The organism is Rahnella sp. ChDrAdgB13, from assembly GCF_017655185.1.
In the GTDB taxonomy this organism is placed as follows: domain Bacteria; phylum Pseudomonadota; class Gammaproteobacteria; order Enterobacterales; family Enterobacteriaceae; genus Rahnella; species Rahnella contaminans.
Genome location: NZ_JAEMGT010000003.1, coordinates 116,001 through 131,135 on the forward strand (window position 1 = coordinate 116,001; position 15,135 = coordinate 131,135).

General features: G+C 54.1%; 13 protein-coding genes. All 13 read right to left on the bottom strand.

Annotation, left to right across the window (positions count from 1 at the left end; all coding sequences use genetic code 11):
- Window positions 1-24: 24 nt before the first annotated feature.
- The 13 genes from murG to ilvI all read right to left on the bottom strand — a co-directional run bounded on the left by murG (window position 25) and on the right by ilvI (window position 15,126).
- Entirely contained in the window at window positions 25-1,092 is a 1,068-nt protein-coding gene (gene murG / locus J8X26_RS01780; protein ID WP_208950008.1) for an undecaprenyldiphospho-muramoylpentapeptide beta-N-acetylglucosaminyltransferase, read from the bottom strand.
- On the bottom strand, window positions 1,089-2,291 hold the full coding sequence (gene ftsW / locus J8X26_RS01785) for a cell division protein FtsW (RefSeq protein ID WP_370530255.1): 1,203 nt from the start codon (window positions 2,289-2,291) through the stop codon (window positions 1,089-1,091). The genes murG and ftsW overlap by 4 nt, the downstream gene beginning before the upstream one ends.
- 5 nt (window positions 2,292-2,296) lie before the next feature.
- Window positions 2,297-3,613 carry a UDP-N-acetylmuramoyl-L-alanine--D-glutamate ligase gene (murD, locus tag J8X26_RS01790; RefSeq protein WP_208950009.1) on the bottom strand — a complete coding sequence of 439 codons (1,317 nt, stop codon included), beginning with the start codon at window positions 3,611-3,613 and terminating at the stop codon, window positions 2,297-2,299.
- Between the two features lie 2 nt (window positions 3,614-3,615).
- The gene (gene mraY, locus J8X26_RS01795) at window positions 3,616-4,698 is read right to left on the bottom strand and encodes a phospho-N-acetylmuramoyl-pentapeptide-transferase (RefSeq protein ID WP_152325132.1); all 1,083 of its coding nucleotides are present in this window, start codon (window positions 4,696-4,698) and stop codon (window positions 3,616-3,618) included.
- The gene (gene murF / locus J8X26_RS01800) at window positions 4,692-6,053 is read right to left on the bottom strand and encodes a UDP-N-acetylmuramoyl-tripeptide--D-alanyl-D-alanine ligase (RefSeq protein ID WP_208950010.1); all 1,362 of its coding nucleotides are present in this window, start codon (window positions 6,051-6,053) and stop codon (window positions 4,692-4,694) included. Before murF ends, mraY begins: the two co-directional genes overlap by 7 nt.
- The gene (murE, locus tag J8X26_RS01805; protein ID WP_208950011.1) at window positions 6,050-7,537 is read right to left on the bottom strand and encodes a UDP-N-acetylmuramoyl-L-alanyl-D-glutamate--2,6-diaminopimelate ligase; all 1,488 of its coding nucleotides are present in this window, start codon (window positions 7,535-7,537) and stop codon (window positions 6,050-6,052) included. Before murE ends, murF begins: the two co-directional genes overlap by 4 nt.
- Window positions 7,524-9,287, bottom strand: coding sequence for a peptidoglycan glycosyltransferase FtsI (locus J8X26_RS01810; protein WP_152325135.1), 1,764 nt, complete (start codon window positions 9,285-9,287; stop codon window positions 7,524-7,526). Before J8X26_RS01810 ends, murE begins: the two co-directional genes overlap by 14 nt.
- A gap of 27 nt (window positions 9,288-9,314) precedes the next feature.
- Window positions 9,315-9,635 (bottom strand): cell division protein FtsL, encoded by a 321-nt coding sequence (ftsL, locus tag J8X26_RS01815; RefSeq protein ID WP_152325136.1) that lies wholly within the window; start codon window positions 9,633-9,635, stop codon window positions 9,315-9,317.
- Window positions 9,632-10,573 carry a 16S rRNA (cytosine(1402)-N(4))-methyltransferase RsmH gene (gene rsmH / locus J8X26_RS01820; protein WP_208950012.1) on the bottom strand — a complete coding sequence of 314 codons (942 nt, stop codon included), beginning with the start codon at window positions 10,571-10,573 and terminating at the stop codon, window positions 9,632-9,634. Before rsmH ends, ftsL begins: the two co-directional genes overlap by 4 nt.
- A gap of 2 nt (window positions 10,574-10,575) precedes the next feature.
- The gene (mraZ, locus tag J8X26_RS01825) at window positions 10,576-11,034 is read right to left on the bottom strand and encodes a division/cell wall cluster transcriptional repressor MraZ (protein ID WP_104923345.1); all 459 of its coding nucleotides are present in this window, start codon (window positions 11,032-11,034) and stop codon (window positions 10,576-10,578) included.
- Between the two features lie 707 nt (window positions 11,035-11,741).
- A complete protein-coding gene (gene cra, locus J8X26_RS01830; RefSeq protein WP_152325138.1) occupies window positions 11,742-12,746 on the bottom strand; it encodes a catabolite repressor/activator in 1,005 nt (334 codons plus the stop codon).
- 167 nt (window positions 12,747-12,913) lie between these two features.
- Complete coding sequence (gene ilvN, locus J8X26_RS01835) at window positions 12,914-13,405, bottom strand: acetolactate synthase small subunit (RefSeq protein WP_152325139.1); 492 nt, start codon at window positions 13,403-13,405, stop codon at window positions 12,914-12,916.
- A gap of 2 nt (window positions 13,406-13,407) precedes the next feature.
- Window positions 13,408-15,126, bottom strand: a complete 1,719-nt coding sequence (gene ilvI, locus J8X26_RS01840; protein ID WP_165058993.1) for an acetolactate synthase 3 large subunit — start codon at window positions 15,124-15,126, stop codon at window positions 13,408-13,410.
- Window positions 15,127-15,135 lie beyond the last annotated feature (9 nt).

Genomic DNA, 15,135 nt, shown 5'->3' on the forward strand with positions numbered 1-15,135 from the left:
ACGCTGCGCATGGCCCGTTCAATTTCATTTTTTACTGGCGGCAACCACTTCTGCGGCTACACGTTCTGTCGCATCAGGAATGGCGGCGGCACGCGCAGCTCTTGCCATTTCTATCAGATGGGTTCTGTCCCATCCGGCCATCAGGTCAGCGACGGCGGCGGCACTAAAATCTTTCTGCTCAATAATCTTTGCAGCACCGGCTTTTTCAAGCGGCAATGCGTTCCAGTACTGCTGGCGGTCTTTATGCTGGAATGGCACAAAAATGGCTGGCAAACCTGCGGCAGCAATTTCACTGACCGTTAACGCGCCGGAGCGGCATACCACCACATCCGCCCAGGCATAAGCCGCTGCCATGTCATCAATGAATTCGGTCACTTTATGCTGAGTCTGACCGGCTTTTTCGTAAGCCTGATTCACGGACTCCAGCGCGCCTTTACCGACCTGATGCCACAACGTAATTTTTTCGCCCATCAGCGCTGCCACTTCCGGCATGGTCTGATTCAGGACCCGCGCGCCCTGACTTCCGCCAATGACCAGCACACGGATTGGTCCTTCGCGCCCGGCCAGACGGGTTTGCGGTAATTCCAGCGCCAGCACATCGGTCCGCACCGGATTACCGACCACGGCCGCATTCGGGAATGCGCCGGGAAACGCCTGTAATACTTTTTTGGCAATGTGCGACAAACCGCGATTGGTCATGCCCGCAATACCATTTTGTTCATGCAGCACCACCGGAATACCCAGTGACCATGCCGCCAGACCGCCGGGGCCGGAAACGTAACCGCCCATACCTAAAACCACATCAGGCTGGAAGCGCTTCATGATGGCTTTCGCCTGGCGCCAGGCATGATATATGCGAACAGGGGCAGTGAGTTGCGCTTTCAGACCTTTCCCACGTAATCCTGAGATTTTAATGAAATCAATCTCGATGCCATTCTTTGGCACCAAATCCGCTTCCATTCGGTCTGCGGTGCCCAGCCAGCGAACTTCCCAGCCTTGCGCCATAAGATGATGTGCGACGGCCAGACCGGGGAAAACGTGCCCGCCGGTACCGCCTGCCATCACCATCAAACGCCGGGTATTGCCACTCATCGGGCGCTCCTTACAAACGCCTGGGCTTTTGCCAGACGCGTTTCAAAATCCACTCGCAGCAATAACACGATTGCCGTCGACATAATTAACAGACTCGAACCACCGTAACTGATGAGCGGTAAGGTCAGACCTTTCGTTGGTAGCATCCCCGCAGCGGCCCCGACGTTAACCAGCGCCTGGAAGCTGAACCACACGCCAATTGAGCAGGCCAAAAATCCGGAAAAACGCTGGTCAATCTCCAGTGCGCGACGCCCGATGGACATGGCGCGAAAAGCGACGAAGAATACCATCAACAAAGCCAAAACCACACCGAAATACCCCAATTCTTCACCCAAAATGGAGAAGATAAAGTCGGTATGCGCTTCCGGTAAATACTCCAGTTTCTGCACCGAATTCCCGAGCCCCTGGCCCCAGAATTCACCGCGACCAAACGCCATCAGTGACTGGGTTAACTGGTAGCCACTGCCAAACGGATCGGCCCACGGATTCCAGAACGACGTTACGCGGCGCATACGGTACGGTTCGGCCAGAACCAGCAACACAACGGCGAAAGCACCGGACCCGATGATGGCCAGGAACTGCCACATTTTTGCCCCCGCCAGGAACAACATCGCCAGCGTGGTAATAAACAGTACTACGACGGTACCGAGGTCAGGCTGGGCCAGCAGGAGAACCGCCAGAACCACCATTACACCCATCGGTTTACAAAAACCCCAGAAGTTGCTCCGGACTTCATCAACCTTTCGCACCAGATAGCTGGCGAGATAGCAAAACAGTGACAGCTTGGAAAACTCTGCGGGCTGAATACGCAATGGCCCCAGTGAAATCCAGCGTGATGCCCCGTTAACCGAGCTTCCCACCACCAGCACAACCAGCAACATCACCACGGAAAGCAGCAGCAGAACGTTACTGTATTTCTGCCAGATCGCCATCGGTACACGCAGCGTGACCAGCGAAAGCCCGAAGGCCAGGGCAAGGTAAATCGCATCACGTTTGGCAAACAAAAACGGGTCATCAGCCAGACGCTGGCCGATCGGCATCGAAGCCGATGTCACCATCACGAAGCCGATAATTGCCAGACCAAATGTCAGCCACAGCAGCGTCCGGTCATACAGCACCAGCGTCAGCGAGTCGTTTTCTTTCGACCCCATCACCCAGTCGTTAAATTTTCCGACGAGGCTCAGCCCCGGGATACGGATCCGCATTAACCCAGCTCCTTCGCCAGCGCAGTGAAAACATCACCGCGTTGTTCAAAACTGCGGAACTGATCAAGACTTGCGCAGGCCGGAGACAGTAAAACCATATCGCCTGACGCCACATGCGTGCTGATATCACGCATCGCCTGTTCCATCGTTTCAAACAGAGAAGAAACTTCAGGACGTAAATCTGCCAGCTCCGCGCCGTCACGGCCAAAGCAGTAGATGCGCAGATTATCGCCCTGCAAATATTTCGTCAGAGGCGAGAAATCCGCAGATTTCCCGTCACCGCCCAGCAGTAGGTGCAATGTACCCTCAACGTGCAGGCCGTTGAGGGCTGCTTCGGTGCTACCGACGTTGGTCGCTTTGGAATCGTTGATCCAACGGACGCCATTGTGTTGCCACGCTACCTGAAAACGGTGCGCCAGTCCGGTAAAGGTCGTCAGGGCTTTCAGGCCTGAAGCATGAGGAATGCCCACGGCATCCGCGAGTGCCAGTGCAGCCAGCGCGTTGGTATAATTGTGGCGGCCTGTCAGCGGCATTTCTTTGGTATTCAGTACTTTCTCGCCACGCACACGCAGCCAGATATCATCCTGCTGGCGTGTCAGATGGTAATCACCGACATCCACACCAAAACTCACGCAACGTTTATCAGCGCCACGCACCGGCATTGTCAGCGCATCATCAGCATTGACGACGCACAGCGCAGCGTTTTCATAAACTTTCAGTTTTGCCGCGCGATACTGCTGCAAACCAAACGGATAGCGATCCATATGATCTTCGGTCACGTTGAGGATCGTCGCGGCCGCCGCGTGCAGACTGTGCGTAGTTTCAAGCTGGAAACTGGACAGTTCGAGCACAAACAAATCGTATTCATGATCAAGCATGGTCAGTACTGGCAGACCAATGTTACCGCCCACGCCGACGCGCCATCCGGCAGCTTTCGCCATTTCGCCAACCAGCGTTGTTACAGTGCTTTTACCATTAGAACCAGTGATCGCCACAATCGGCGTTTGCGTTTCGCGGCAGAACAGCTCGATATCACCGATTATTTCCACGCCCGCATCGGCGGCAGCGCTCAGTGCAGGAGTCGCCAGCGCCATACCGGGGCTGGCGATAATCAGGTCCGCATCGAGCAGCCAGTCTTCATTGAGCGAACCCAGATGACGTTCAATGTTATCCGCGAGTTTATCCAGTCCGGGCGGGCTGACGCGGGTATCAATAACACGCGGCGTCACGCCCCGTGCCACAAAGAAATCAACACAGGACAGGCCGGTAAGACCCAGCCCGGTGATGACCACTTTTTTACCCTGATAGTCAGCCATAATTACCGCACCTTCAGCGTCGCCAGGCCAATCAGGACCAGCATCAGCGAAATAATCCAGAAGCGCACGATGACGCGCGGTTCCGGCCAGCCTTTAAGTTCGTAGTGATGATGGATGGGCGCCATACGGAAAATGCGCTGACCACGTAACTTAAAGGACCCGACTTGCAAGATGACCGACAGTGTTTCAACCACGAACACACCGCCCATAATCACCAGTAAGAATTCCTGACGCAGCAACACGGCGATAGTCCCCAGCGCACCGCCCAGAGCCAGTGAACCGACATCACCCATGAAAACTTGAGCCGGATAGGTGTTGAACCACAGGAAGCCAAGACCGGCGCCGACAATGGCGGTACACACGATCACCAGTTCACCCGCGTGGCGAAGGTAAGGAATGTGCAGGTAGCTGGCAAAATTCATGTTACCGGTCGCCCAGGCCACCAGCGCAAAGCCAGCTGCGACGAACACGGTTGGCATAATCGCCAGGCCGTCTAAACCATCGGTCAGGTTAACGGCGTTACTGGTTCCGACAATCACGAAGTAGCTCAGCAAGATATACAGCAGCCCCAGCTGCGGCATGACGTCTTTAAAGAACGGCACTACCAGCTCAGTGGCTGGCGTGTCTTTCCCGATGGCATACATCGTGAAGGCGGCGGCAAGTGCGATAACTGACTGCCAGAAGTATTTCCAGCGGGCAATCAGACCCTTGGTGTCTTTACGGACGACTTTGCGGTAGTCATCGATAAAACCGACAACACCGTAGCCCAGCAGAACAAACAGCACGCACCAGACATACGGGTTAGACGGGTAAGCCCACATCAGAACGGAAATTGTGATGGATGCCAGGATCATCAGGCCGCCCATCGTTGGCGTCCCGCGTTTACTGAAATGCGATTCCGGGCCGTCGTTACGGACAACCTGACCAAAAGACATTTTTTGCAGACGGGCAATCATCCGTGGTCCGATCCACAAAGACAGGAACAAAGCAGTCAGCAGGCTGACAATGGCGCGAAACGTCAGGTAGGAAAAGACGTTGAAGCCGGAATAATATTTGACCAAGTGTTCGGCCAGCCAAACTAGCATGTTGCATTCTCCTGTAACGCGCGTACTACCTGCTCCATTGCGGCACTACGTGAACCTTTAATCAAAACGGTAATTACCGCGTGTTCAGACAGTAAGCTCGTTAAACGGGCCGTCAGGGCTGCCTTATCCTCTAAATGCTCACCACATCCGCTGGCATCACTGATGATGCGGCTGTCGTGACCAATACTGAATACTTTATCGATACCTGCTGCACGGATCGCTTCGCCGACCTGACGGTGACAGCTTTCGCTTTCAGCGCCCAGTTCAGCCATGTCGCCGACGGCCATCACGCGGTAGCCCGGCATTTCTGACAACACTTGTGCCGCTGCCGTCATTGAACCGACGTTCGCGTTATAGCTGTCGTCGAGCACGGTTTTGCCTTCGCTAAGCGCAATCGGGAACAAACGTCCTTTGACGGATTGCAGGGTTTTCAGGCCAGCACGCACGTTTTCAAGCGAAGCGCCGACAGACAGCGCCAGCGCAGCCGCAGCCAAAGCGTTGGCAATGTTGTGGCGTCCCGGCACCGGCAACGAAACATCAATGCTGCCTTTTGGTGAATGCAGAGTGAAAGCGGTGTTCAGCGGGCTGAGTCTGACGTCGGTCGCGTTGAAATCGATGCCCTCATTTTTTGCAGAAGAGAACTGCCAGACGGTTTTACCGGTTAGTTTGTGCTGCCAGTTTGCCCAGTCATTACTCTCAGCGTTGATCACCGCGATACCGTTTTCCGGCAAACCTTCAAAAATCTCGCCTTTTGCGCGGGCAACGCCGGCCAGCGAACCAAAACCTTCAAGATGAGCCGCAGAGAGATTGTTGATCAGCGTAGTCTCAGGACGTGCCAGCGCGGTGGTATAGGCGATTTCGCCCGGATGGTTTGCGCCCATCTCAATAACGGCAAAATCATGCTCTGCGGTCAGGCGCAGTAACGTCAGCGGTACGCCGATGTCGTTATTGAAATTGCCTGCGGTGTACAGGACGTTACCGCACTCACGCAAAATCGCCGCGGTCATTTCTTTCACAGAAGTCTTGCCGGAGGAGCCGGTCAGGCCGACCACGCGGGCAGGAACCTGCTGGCGAACCCAGCCGCCGAGTTGACCCAGCGCAATGCGGGTGTCAGCGACAACTAACTGAGGGACTTCCACCGGTAAGCGCTTACTTACCAGCAAAGCACCTGCTCCGGCTTTTACGGCATCAGCCGCAAAATCGTGGGCATCGAATTTTTCGCCTTTCAGCGCGACAAATAAACAGCCTTCGGTGATCTGACGGGTATCCGTCGTCACGCTGTCAATTTGTGTATCCGCGCCGACAAGTTCAGCGTTGAGCGCGTCGGCCAGAGTTTGCAGAGAAACGCGGATCATGCGATCACCCCCAGCAAACGTGCGACAGTCACCCGGTCGGAGTAATCAAGACGCTGATTTCCCACCAGCTGATAATCTTCATGGCCTTTGCCGGCAATCAGAACGACGTCGTCTTCCTGCGCCTGCATGATGGCGCTGGTCACCGCTTCCGCACGACCATGGATTTCCTGCACACGGCCAGCATCAAGCAATCCGGCAAGAATATCCGCCACGATGGCGCGAGGTTCTTCGCTGCGCGGGTTGTCATCGGTCACAATAACGCGATCGGCGAATTGTTCGGCAATCCCACCCATCAGAGGACGTTTGCCTTTATCGCGATCGCCACCGCAACCGAACACGCACCACAGTTGCCCTTTGCAGTGCAGACGGGCAGCCGCCAGCGCTTTTTCCAGCGCATCCGGCGTATGTGCGTAATCGACAACGGCGGTCGGTTTACCCGGCGCGTTGAAGACTTCCATACGCCCGCAAACAGGTTGTAACTGGGAACCCGTCGCCAGCAATTGTGCCAGCGGATAATCAAGGGAAAGCAGAGTCGCCAGTGCAACCAGCAGATTGCTGACATTGAACGCGCCCATCAGGCGGCTCTCCAGCTTGCCTTCGCCCCAGCTTGAATCGATATTTACCGTCGCGCCGTTGTCGTGATAGTTCACGCTACGGGCAACCAGCCAGCGGCCTTTCCAGCCCGCCGGGATTTTGTCTTCCATGCTGACCGCAACGGAATCCGGGGTTTTCGCCAGCCAGCGCGCCCCGACTTCATCGTCAGCATTGATAATTTTCTGACCGACCGGATGCGAGGAGAAGAGCAGCCATTTGGCTTCTTCGTAGCTCTGCATGTCACCGTGGTAATCCAGATGATCGCGGCTCAGGTTGGTAAACGCAGCGGCAGCAAACGGCAGCGCGGCTACACGATGCTGCACCAGCCCGTGGGAAGAGACTTCCATCGCGGCGAAGGTGGCACCCTGTTTCACTAAATCAGCCAGAATATGCTGGACCTGAACGGCAGAACCGGTGGTGTTTTCCGCCGGAACCACATTATCGAGCAGGCCATTCCCCACGGTACCCATCACCGCACTGGTTTCGCCCAGCAGCTGGCTCCACTGCGCCAGCAGTTGTGTGGTGGTGGTTTTACCGTTGGTGCCTGTCACGCCAACCAGACGCAATGATTTGCCTGGCTGCTGATAAAAACGTCCTGCCAGTTCGGAAAGCAGGACGTTGAGATCCTCAAGATATATCACCGGTACACCATGCATCTGGCAGACCGTTCCGTGCTCTTGTTCATCTTTTGCTTCGGCCACGACGGCAGCGACGCCCTGAGCAATTGCCTGGGGAATAAAACGACGCCCATCACTGGTATGGCCTGAGACCGCGACAAACAGATCGCCAGCAGCCGCAATGCGGCTGTCTAAGATCATGTCTTTTAGCGCTACTGCCGGGGCTTCACTCACCCAGGGCGCTAAGATGTCGCGCAAATTACGATCTGCCACCTGTTGCCTCTTTTTGATTATTTACTATGTCTGCATTTTCATCGGCAGTCAGCGCGTCAGGTTCAACGTTCATGGTGCGTAATACTCCGCCCATGATGGCGCCAAACACCGGTGCGGAAACGGCCCCACCGTAATACTTCCCTGCCTGCGGATCGTTAATGACGACCACCAGAGCAAATTTTGGATTGCTGGCCGGCGCAACGCCTGCGGTGTAGGCAATGTATTTATTGACGTATTTGCCATCCGGACCGACTTTCTTCGCAGTACCGGTTTTAATCGCAATACGGTAACCCTTGATAGCGGCTTTCACGCCGCCGCCGCCTGGCAACGCAACGCTTTCCATCATATGAACGACGGTGCGCACCAGAGGTTCAGGGAACACGCGTTCGCCGGAAACCGGCGGATCAACACGTGTGATCGACAACGGACGATAAATGCCCATACTGCCGATCGTGGCATAGACTCGCGCTAGCTGGAGAGGTGTCACCATTAGCCCGTAGCCGAAAGAGAAGGTGGCCCTCTCTATGTCAGACCACCGTTGTTTTTTAGGGTATAAGCCACTGCTTTCTCCAACCAGCCCCAAATTGGTTGGTTTTCCCAATCCGAATCGCGAGTAAGTGTCTACCAGCTCTGCGGACGGCATCGATAACGCCAGTCGTGAAACACCGACGTTACTCGACTTCTGCAAGATACCCGTCACGGAAAGCTCCGCGTAACGGGCCACATCTTTAATCTCATGACCGTTGATCCGGTACGGCAGCGTATTGAGCACGCTGTTCTCACGAACCACGCCATTTTTCAACGCGGTCATGACGACCATCGGTTTAACGGTAGAACCCGGTTCGAAAATGTCAGTAATCGCGCGGTTACGCATCACGTCTTTCGGCGTATCCGGCATGTTGTTCGGGTTATAGGACGGACTATTAGCCATCGCCAGCACTTCACCCGTTTGCACATCGACCAATACTGCAGTGCCGGATTCCGCTTTGTTGAAAGCCACGGCGTTATTCAGCTCGCGATACACCAGCGCTTGCAGACGTTCATCAATGCTCAGCGCCAGATTATGTGCAGCCTGGCTGTCGACGGTGGAGATGTCTTCAATAACGCGGCCAAAACGGTCTTTACGGATGGTACGTTCACCTGGTTTACCCGTCAGCCAGCGGTCAAAACTCTTCTCAACGCCTTCAATGCCTTCGCCGTCAATGTTGGTGACGCCAATAACGTGCGACGTAACCTGCCCGGCCGGATAATAGCGACGGGATTCCTGACGCAGGGAAATACCCGGCAGCTTGAGTTTATGGACATATTCGCCAACGGCCGGATTAACCTGACGCGCCAGATACACAAAGCGGCCTTTCGGATTCGCATTGATACGTGCTGAAAGCTGATCGAGCGGCATGTTCAGCGCGTCGGCCAGTGCTTTCCATTTCGTATCAACCGTGATACCACCGCGATCGTTAATTTCTTTCGGGTCGGCCCAGATCGCATTGACCGGAACGCTCACTGCCAGGGGACGGCCTGAACGGTCGGTGATCATGCCGCGAGATGTTGGGATGGTCTGGACGCGCAGGGAACGCAAATCCCCTTCTTTGACCAGCCTGTCAGGGTTAATGACTTGCAGATAAGCCACACGCAACATCAGGCCAACCAGAGCCAGAAGGATACAGGCGCACAACAACGCAAAACGCCAGCTGATAAAGCTGGCTTGATCTTCGGGACGCTTTAACTTCGCGGTGCGTGTTGCTTTCATTAGCTGCCTGTATTCTCCGTGCGCATTTTAAGGCTGAACCACAATAATTTCTTGAGATGGATCAACGTGCTGCATCTGCAATTTCTCCGTTGCGATGCGTTCTACCCGGCTGTGATCGCCGAGAGCGTTCTCTTCGAGGATCAGGTTGCGCCATTCAATGTCCAGCGCATCCCTTTCCAGTACCAGTTGTTCACGCTGCGCCGTCAGTAAACGCGTACGGTGCGCCGTGGTCACAACGAATATTGCGCTGACCAGAACGGCGATCAGCAGAATCATTGGGATCTTGCCGTTGCGAAGAATATCGCTGGCAATGACTCCCACCAGTCCGTGGCGTTCGTTGCCAATCACGCGCTCGTTCTCTCAGCAAAACGCAGAACAGAACTGCGGGCCCGCGGGTTCTCCGAAACTTCCGCTTCGGACGGCATCATTTTTCCAACAGATTTCAGCGAACGCCCACCGAGTTCAGCGATCTGCGCTTCGGTCATCGGGATACCCGCCGGAACCTGAGCGCCACGGCTGTGCTGGCGGATAAAGCGCTTCACGATACGGTCTTCCAGCGAGTGGAAGCTGATCACGGACAAACGCCCTTTTGGTGCCAGAATTTCCAGCGCGCCGTCCAGCGCACGTTCAATTTCTTCCAGCTCGCTGTTGATGTAGATACGGATCGCCTGGAAACTGCGCGTAGCCGGATGCTTATGCTTTTCACGAAACGGTGAGGCATTCGCAATCAAATCAGCCAGTTCTTTGGTACGGGTCATTGGCAATTCACGGTTACGCTCAACAATTGCGCGCGCGATACGCTTCGCGAAACGCTCTTCGCCAAACGTTTTCAATACCCAGGTGATGTCCTCTTCTTCCGCTTTCATCAGCCATTCTGAGGCTGAATAACCCCGGGTTGGATCCATACGCATATCCAGAGGTCCGTCGCGCATGAAAGAGAAGCCGCGTTCGGCATCGTCCAGTTGCGGTGAAGAAACACCCAGATCCAGCAGCACGCCATCAATTTTGCCTTCAAGGCCACGATCCCGTACATACTCTGCAAGATCGGAAAACGGTCCGTGAACAATCGAGAACCGTGAGTCTTCAATAGCTTCTGCGGCTTTGATCGCCTGTGGATCGCGGTCAATCGCCAGCAAGCGTCCGTCCGGCCCAAGCTGGGACAGAATCAAACGTGAATGGCCACCACGGCCAAAAGTTCCGTCTATGTAAATGCCGTCCTGTCGAATGTTGAGGCCGTTGACGGCTTCATCCAGCAAAACGGAAGTGTGTTTGTAGTTTTCAACCATGCTTATAATGACAAGTCCTGTAATCTCTCAGAAAGCGGTTCCTGAGACGATTGTTCAGTGTCGATGTCTTCCTTAACTTGTTGATACCAGGTCTGTTCATCCCACAGCTCAAACTTGTTGAACTGTCCAACCAGCATCACTTCTTTTGCGAGCCCGGCGTGCTGACGCAGTGTGGTTGCAATCAGTAAACGCCCGGCATTATCCATCTGACATTCACTGGCATGCCCGAGTAAAAGGCGCTGAATACGGCGCTCGACGGGGTTCATGCTCGACAGACGGGACAATTTTTGTTCGATTACTTCCCATTCAGGGAGGGTGTAAAGGAGGAGACATGGGTGATGGAGGTCTATGGTGCACACCATTTGACCTTGCGATTCTTCGCTCAGCAAATCCCGATAACGGGTGGGTACGGCAAGTCGCCCTTTGCTGTCGAGGTTAACCATCGTCGCGCCACGAAACATGACCGATCTACCCCTCTGTGACCCTTTTCACCACTTTCCCCCACAAATTCCCACAGAAAAGAGTTTACGGATGGTTTTAAAACCTTGTCAAGCCAGAGCAGAGGCGGTTTGGCAATATTTACGCAGCTAAACGAAAGCACTGCGCAGTGTCGTGAGGTGTTTTAGAGGAGGGATAGAAAATAACGTCATGATTAGTTGAAGAAATTTCGCAGGGTTAATAATTTCGTTTAAAAAAAAACCAAACTGAACATTATTTAACTATTTATATTCTTCTGCTATCTAACTCTCATTTCTTGACCGGTTTGCCATAAAAAAAATCATTCTCAATTTTTTTTTGGCTATCACTGCTAAATCATCATCATTTTGTCTGCCAGCCCGCATGGCATAAGCCTTTGAGGCGTTTTAAAAACCATCAGCGTTCTTCAAAACCCATGCTGAGGGAAATTAAGCGGGGAATTCTACAGGACTTTTGCTGGCAGCATTAACGTATTTTAGAAATTGATTAGGAGGTTTATATCGGCAACGGAAGCGCGAAAACATTTCTTAATAATTCAGTTGTCTGGGAATGCTCCTAAATTACCCATTCATCTCCTATGGGAATTTTCATAATTGTATTATCCACAGAATAAGCCGAATTACTGAAAAAGAGATTGGAGCGTGCGGGGAGGATAGTGACGGGCACTCAGGAAGAATGCCCGTTGCGGTGTTTACTTGCGACTCAGACGGCCACGGCGGAACAGATTACGGCGGATTCGCGTCAGTCCGGCTTTCGGTTTCTTCGGCTCATCAAGACAAGCCAGCACCAGCTCCAGCACGCGTTCAGCCACGTCACGATGACGCTGAGCGACCGCCAGAACAGGACATTCGAGGAAATCTAGCAGCTCGTTATCGCCGAAAGTCGCAATCGCCAGATCCACCGGCAGACGCCCTTCGGTTTTCAGCGTCACGTCCATCACGCCCTGCAACAGCTGGAATGAGGTGGTAAATAACGCCTGCGGCATCGGGTTGGTTTTCAGCCAGTCGGCGAAAACAACCGCCGCTGATTCGCGATCGTACGCATTGGCGTACAGATATTTTGGCTGGCGTGAATCTTCTGCCCACGCCTGGCGAAAGCCCTGCTCGCGCAGGAAACTCACGGAAAGCTCCGGCAGTGCGCCGAGATAGAGTACTGACTCAGCCGGGAATGTGCGCAGTTCCTGCGCCAGCATCAGGGCGTCGTCTTGATCAGCGCCCACGACGCTGATGAAATGCTCAGGATCCAGCGCACGGTCGAGCGCAATGATCGGGAAATCATCGTTGGCCCAGCGTTGATAGAAAGGATGCTCCGGTGGTAATGACGTGGAGATAATTATCGCATCAACCTGCCGCTGAAGCAGATGTTCGATGCACCGCATCTCGTTATCCGGCTGATCTTCAGAACAGGCGATCAGCAGCTGATAGCCGCGCTGACGGGCCTGACGCTCGAGGAAATTGGCGATTTTGGTGTAGCTGGTGTTTTCCAGATCGGGGATCACCAGACCAATTGAACGTGTACGGCCGGCACGCAAACCTGCTGCCACCGCATTCGGGTGATAGTTATGTTCCTTCACGACAGCCATGACTTTTTCGACTGTCTTATCGCTGACACGATACTGTTTCGCCTTGCCGTTAATGACATAACTGGCCGTCGTACGCGAAACGCCCGCTAACCTCGCGATCTCATCCAGCTTCACTGAGAAAACCCCTTAATAAAGATAATGCTTTATCTAACCGCAGAAGCCCCTGCCGGGCAAGGTGTTTTACCGAATCGCTTCACCTGACTCGCAAAAAAGAAAGCCCAACGTAAGGGTTGGGCTTTCAGTGAGCAGACAAATGTTACATCTTGCTGATTATTTACACTTTAACGCATGATCTTGTCGCCGCGTGAAACACCGACCACACCGGAGCGCGCCACTTCCACAATTTCTGCCACATCACGGATGCTGGCTAAAAACGCATCAAGTTTGTCACTGGTTCCTGCAAGCTGAACGGTGTAAAGCGTGGCCGTGACATCGACGATCTGGCCGCGGAAAATCTCGGTAGAACGCTTCACTTCTTCGCGGCCATAACCGGAAGCCTGTACCTTCACCAGCATGATTTCACGTTCAACGTGCGCGCCCTGGATCAGTTCAGTTACACGCAGTACGTCGACCAGCTTATGCAATTGCTTTTCGATTTGCTCCAGCACCTTGGCATCACCGACGGTCTGAATCGTCATGCGGGACAACGTCGGATCATCGGTCGGGGCCACGGTCAGGCTTTCAATGTTATACCCACGCTGAGAGAACAGGCCGACTACGCGGGACAACGCGCCCGATTCGTTTTCCAGTAATACTGATAAAATCCGGCGCATGATCAGGTCCTCTCCGTTTTGCTTAACCACATTTCGTCCATCGCACCGCCACGGATGTGCATCGGGTAAACGTGTTCTGTTTCATCAATGCTGATATCGACAAATACCAGACGATTTTTCTGTTCGAGTGCCAGCGCCAGTTTGCTTTCCAGCTCTTCAGGCTTACGGATAGCAATACCCACATGTCCGTAAGCTTCCGCCAGTTTGACGAAATCAGGCAGTGACTGCATGTAAGACTGGGAATGGCGGCCGGAATAAATCATGTCCTGCCACTGTTTCACCATGCCGAGATAACCGTTGTTCAGGTTGACGACAATCACCGGCAAATCGTATTGCAGTGCGGTAGAAAGCTCCTGGATATTCATCTGGATACTGCCGTCACCAGTCACACAAATCACGGTTTCATCCGGCAGTCCAAGTTTGACACCCAGCGCAGCGGGCAGGCCAAAGCCCATCGTGCCAAGGCCACCGGAGTTGATCCAATGGCGCGGTTTGTCGAACTTGTAATACAGCGCAGCAAACATCTGGTGCTGGCCGACGTCAGACGTCACATACGCCTCGCCTTTGGTCAGACGATGCAGCGTTTCGATAACCGCCTGCGGTTTGATGGTGCCGGTATTTTTGTCATAGCTCAGACATTCGCGCCCGCGCCAGTTCTCAATATTCTGCCACCAGTCACGCAGCGCATCGAACTCCTGCTTCTCATCGCTTAGCGCCAGCAGTTCCAGCATCTGAATCAGCGTCTGCTTCGCATCGCCGACAATCGGGATGTCCGCATTAACTGTTTTGGAGATAGAGGTCGGGTCGATATCAATGTGCATGACCGTCGCATTCGGGCAGTACTTCGCAAGATTGTTGGTGGTCCGGTCATCGAAACGCACGCCCACACCGAAGATCAAATCCGCATTGTGCATCGCCATATTAGCTTCGTACGTACCATGCATACCCAGCATGCCGAGGCTCTGACGATGCGTGCCCGGGAACGCCCCCAGCCCCATCAGGGAACTGGTCACCGGCAGATTCAGTTTCTCAGCCAGTTGCAGTAATTCAGCATCACATTCAGAGTTGATCGCGCCGCCGCCGACATACAACACCGGTTTTTTCGCGTTCAGCAGAGTCTGAACCGCACGTTTGATTTGACCGCGATGGCCCTGCACGGTCGGGTTATAGGAACGCATCGTGACCTGCTCAGGATAGGCGTAAGGCAGCTTGATTTGCGGGTTCACCACGTCTTTCGGTAAATCGACCACCACCGGACCAGGGCGGCCGGTTGATGCCAGATAAAACGCTTTTTTCAATACAGTCGGAATATCTTCCGCGCGTTTTACCAGAAAACTGTGTTTCACCACCGGACGGGAAATCCCCACCATGTCGCATTCCTGGAACGCGTCATACCCAATGAGTGAACTGTGTACCTGGCCGGATAGCACCACAAGTGGAATGGAATCCATATAAGCCGTGGCAATACCGGTGATAGCATTGGTTGCGCCAGGACCGGAAGTCACCAGCACCACGCCCACATCGCCCGTGGCGCGCGCATAACCGTCTGCCATATGAACAGCACCCTGTTCATGTCTCACCAGCACATGATCAATCCCACCGACCGTATGCAGGGCATCATAGATATCCAACACCGCTCCGCCGGGATAACCGAATACGTGCTTAACGCCCTGGTCGATTAACGACCGGACGACCATCTCGGCTCCTGACAACATCTCCATGGTTTTGCC

Coding starts and splice junctions, on each gene's coding strand:
- murG (WP_208950008.1), bottom strand. CDS start 1,092: ATGAGTGGCAATACCCGGCGTTTGATGGTGATGGCAGGCGGTACCGGC.
- murD (WP_208950009.1), bottom strand. CDS start 3,613: ATGGCTGACTATCAGGGTAAAAAAGTGGTCATCACCGGGCTGGGTCTT.
- mraY (WP_152325132.1), bottom strand. CDS start 4,698: ATGCTAGTTTGGCTGGCCGAACACTTGGTCAAATATTATTCCGGCTTC.
- murF (WP_208950010.1), bottom strand. CDS start 6,053: ATGATCCGCGTTTCTCTGCAAACTCTGGCCGACGCGCTCAACGCTGAA.
- J8X26_RS01810 (WP_152325135.1), bottom strand. CDS start 9,287: ATGAAAGCAACACGCACCGCGAAGTTAAAGCGTCCCGAAGATCAAGCC.
- rsmH (WP_208950012.1), bottom strand. CDS start 10,573: ATGGTTGAAAACTACAAACACACTTCCGTTTTGCTGGATGAAGCCGTC.
- mraZ (WP_104923345.1), bottom strand. CDS start 11,034: ATGTTTCGTGGCGCGACGATGGTTAACCTCGACAGCAAAGGGCGACTT.
- ilvN (WP_152325139.1), bottom strand. CDS start 13,405: ATGCGCCGGATTTTATCAGTATTACTGGAAAACGAATCGGGCGCGTTG.
- ilvI (WP_165058993.1), bottom strand. CDS start 15,126: ATGGAGATGTTGTCAGGAGCCGAGATGGTCGTCCGGTCGTTAATCGAC.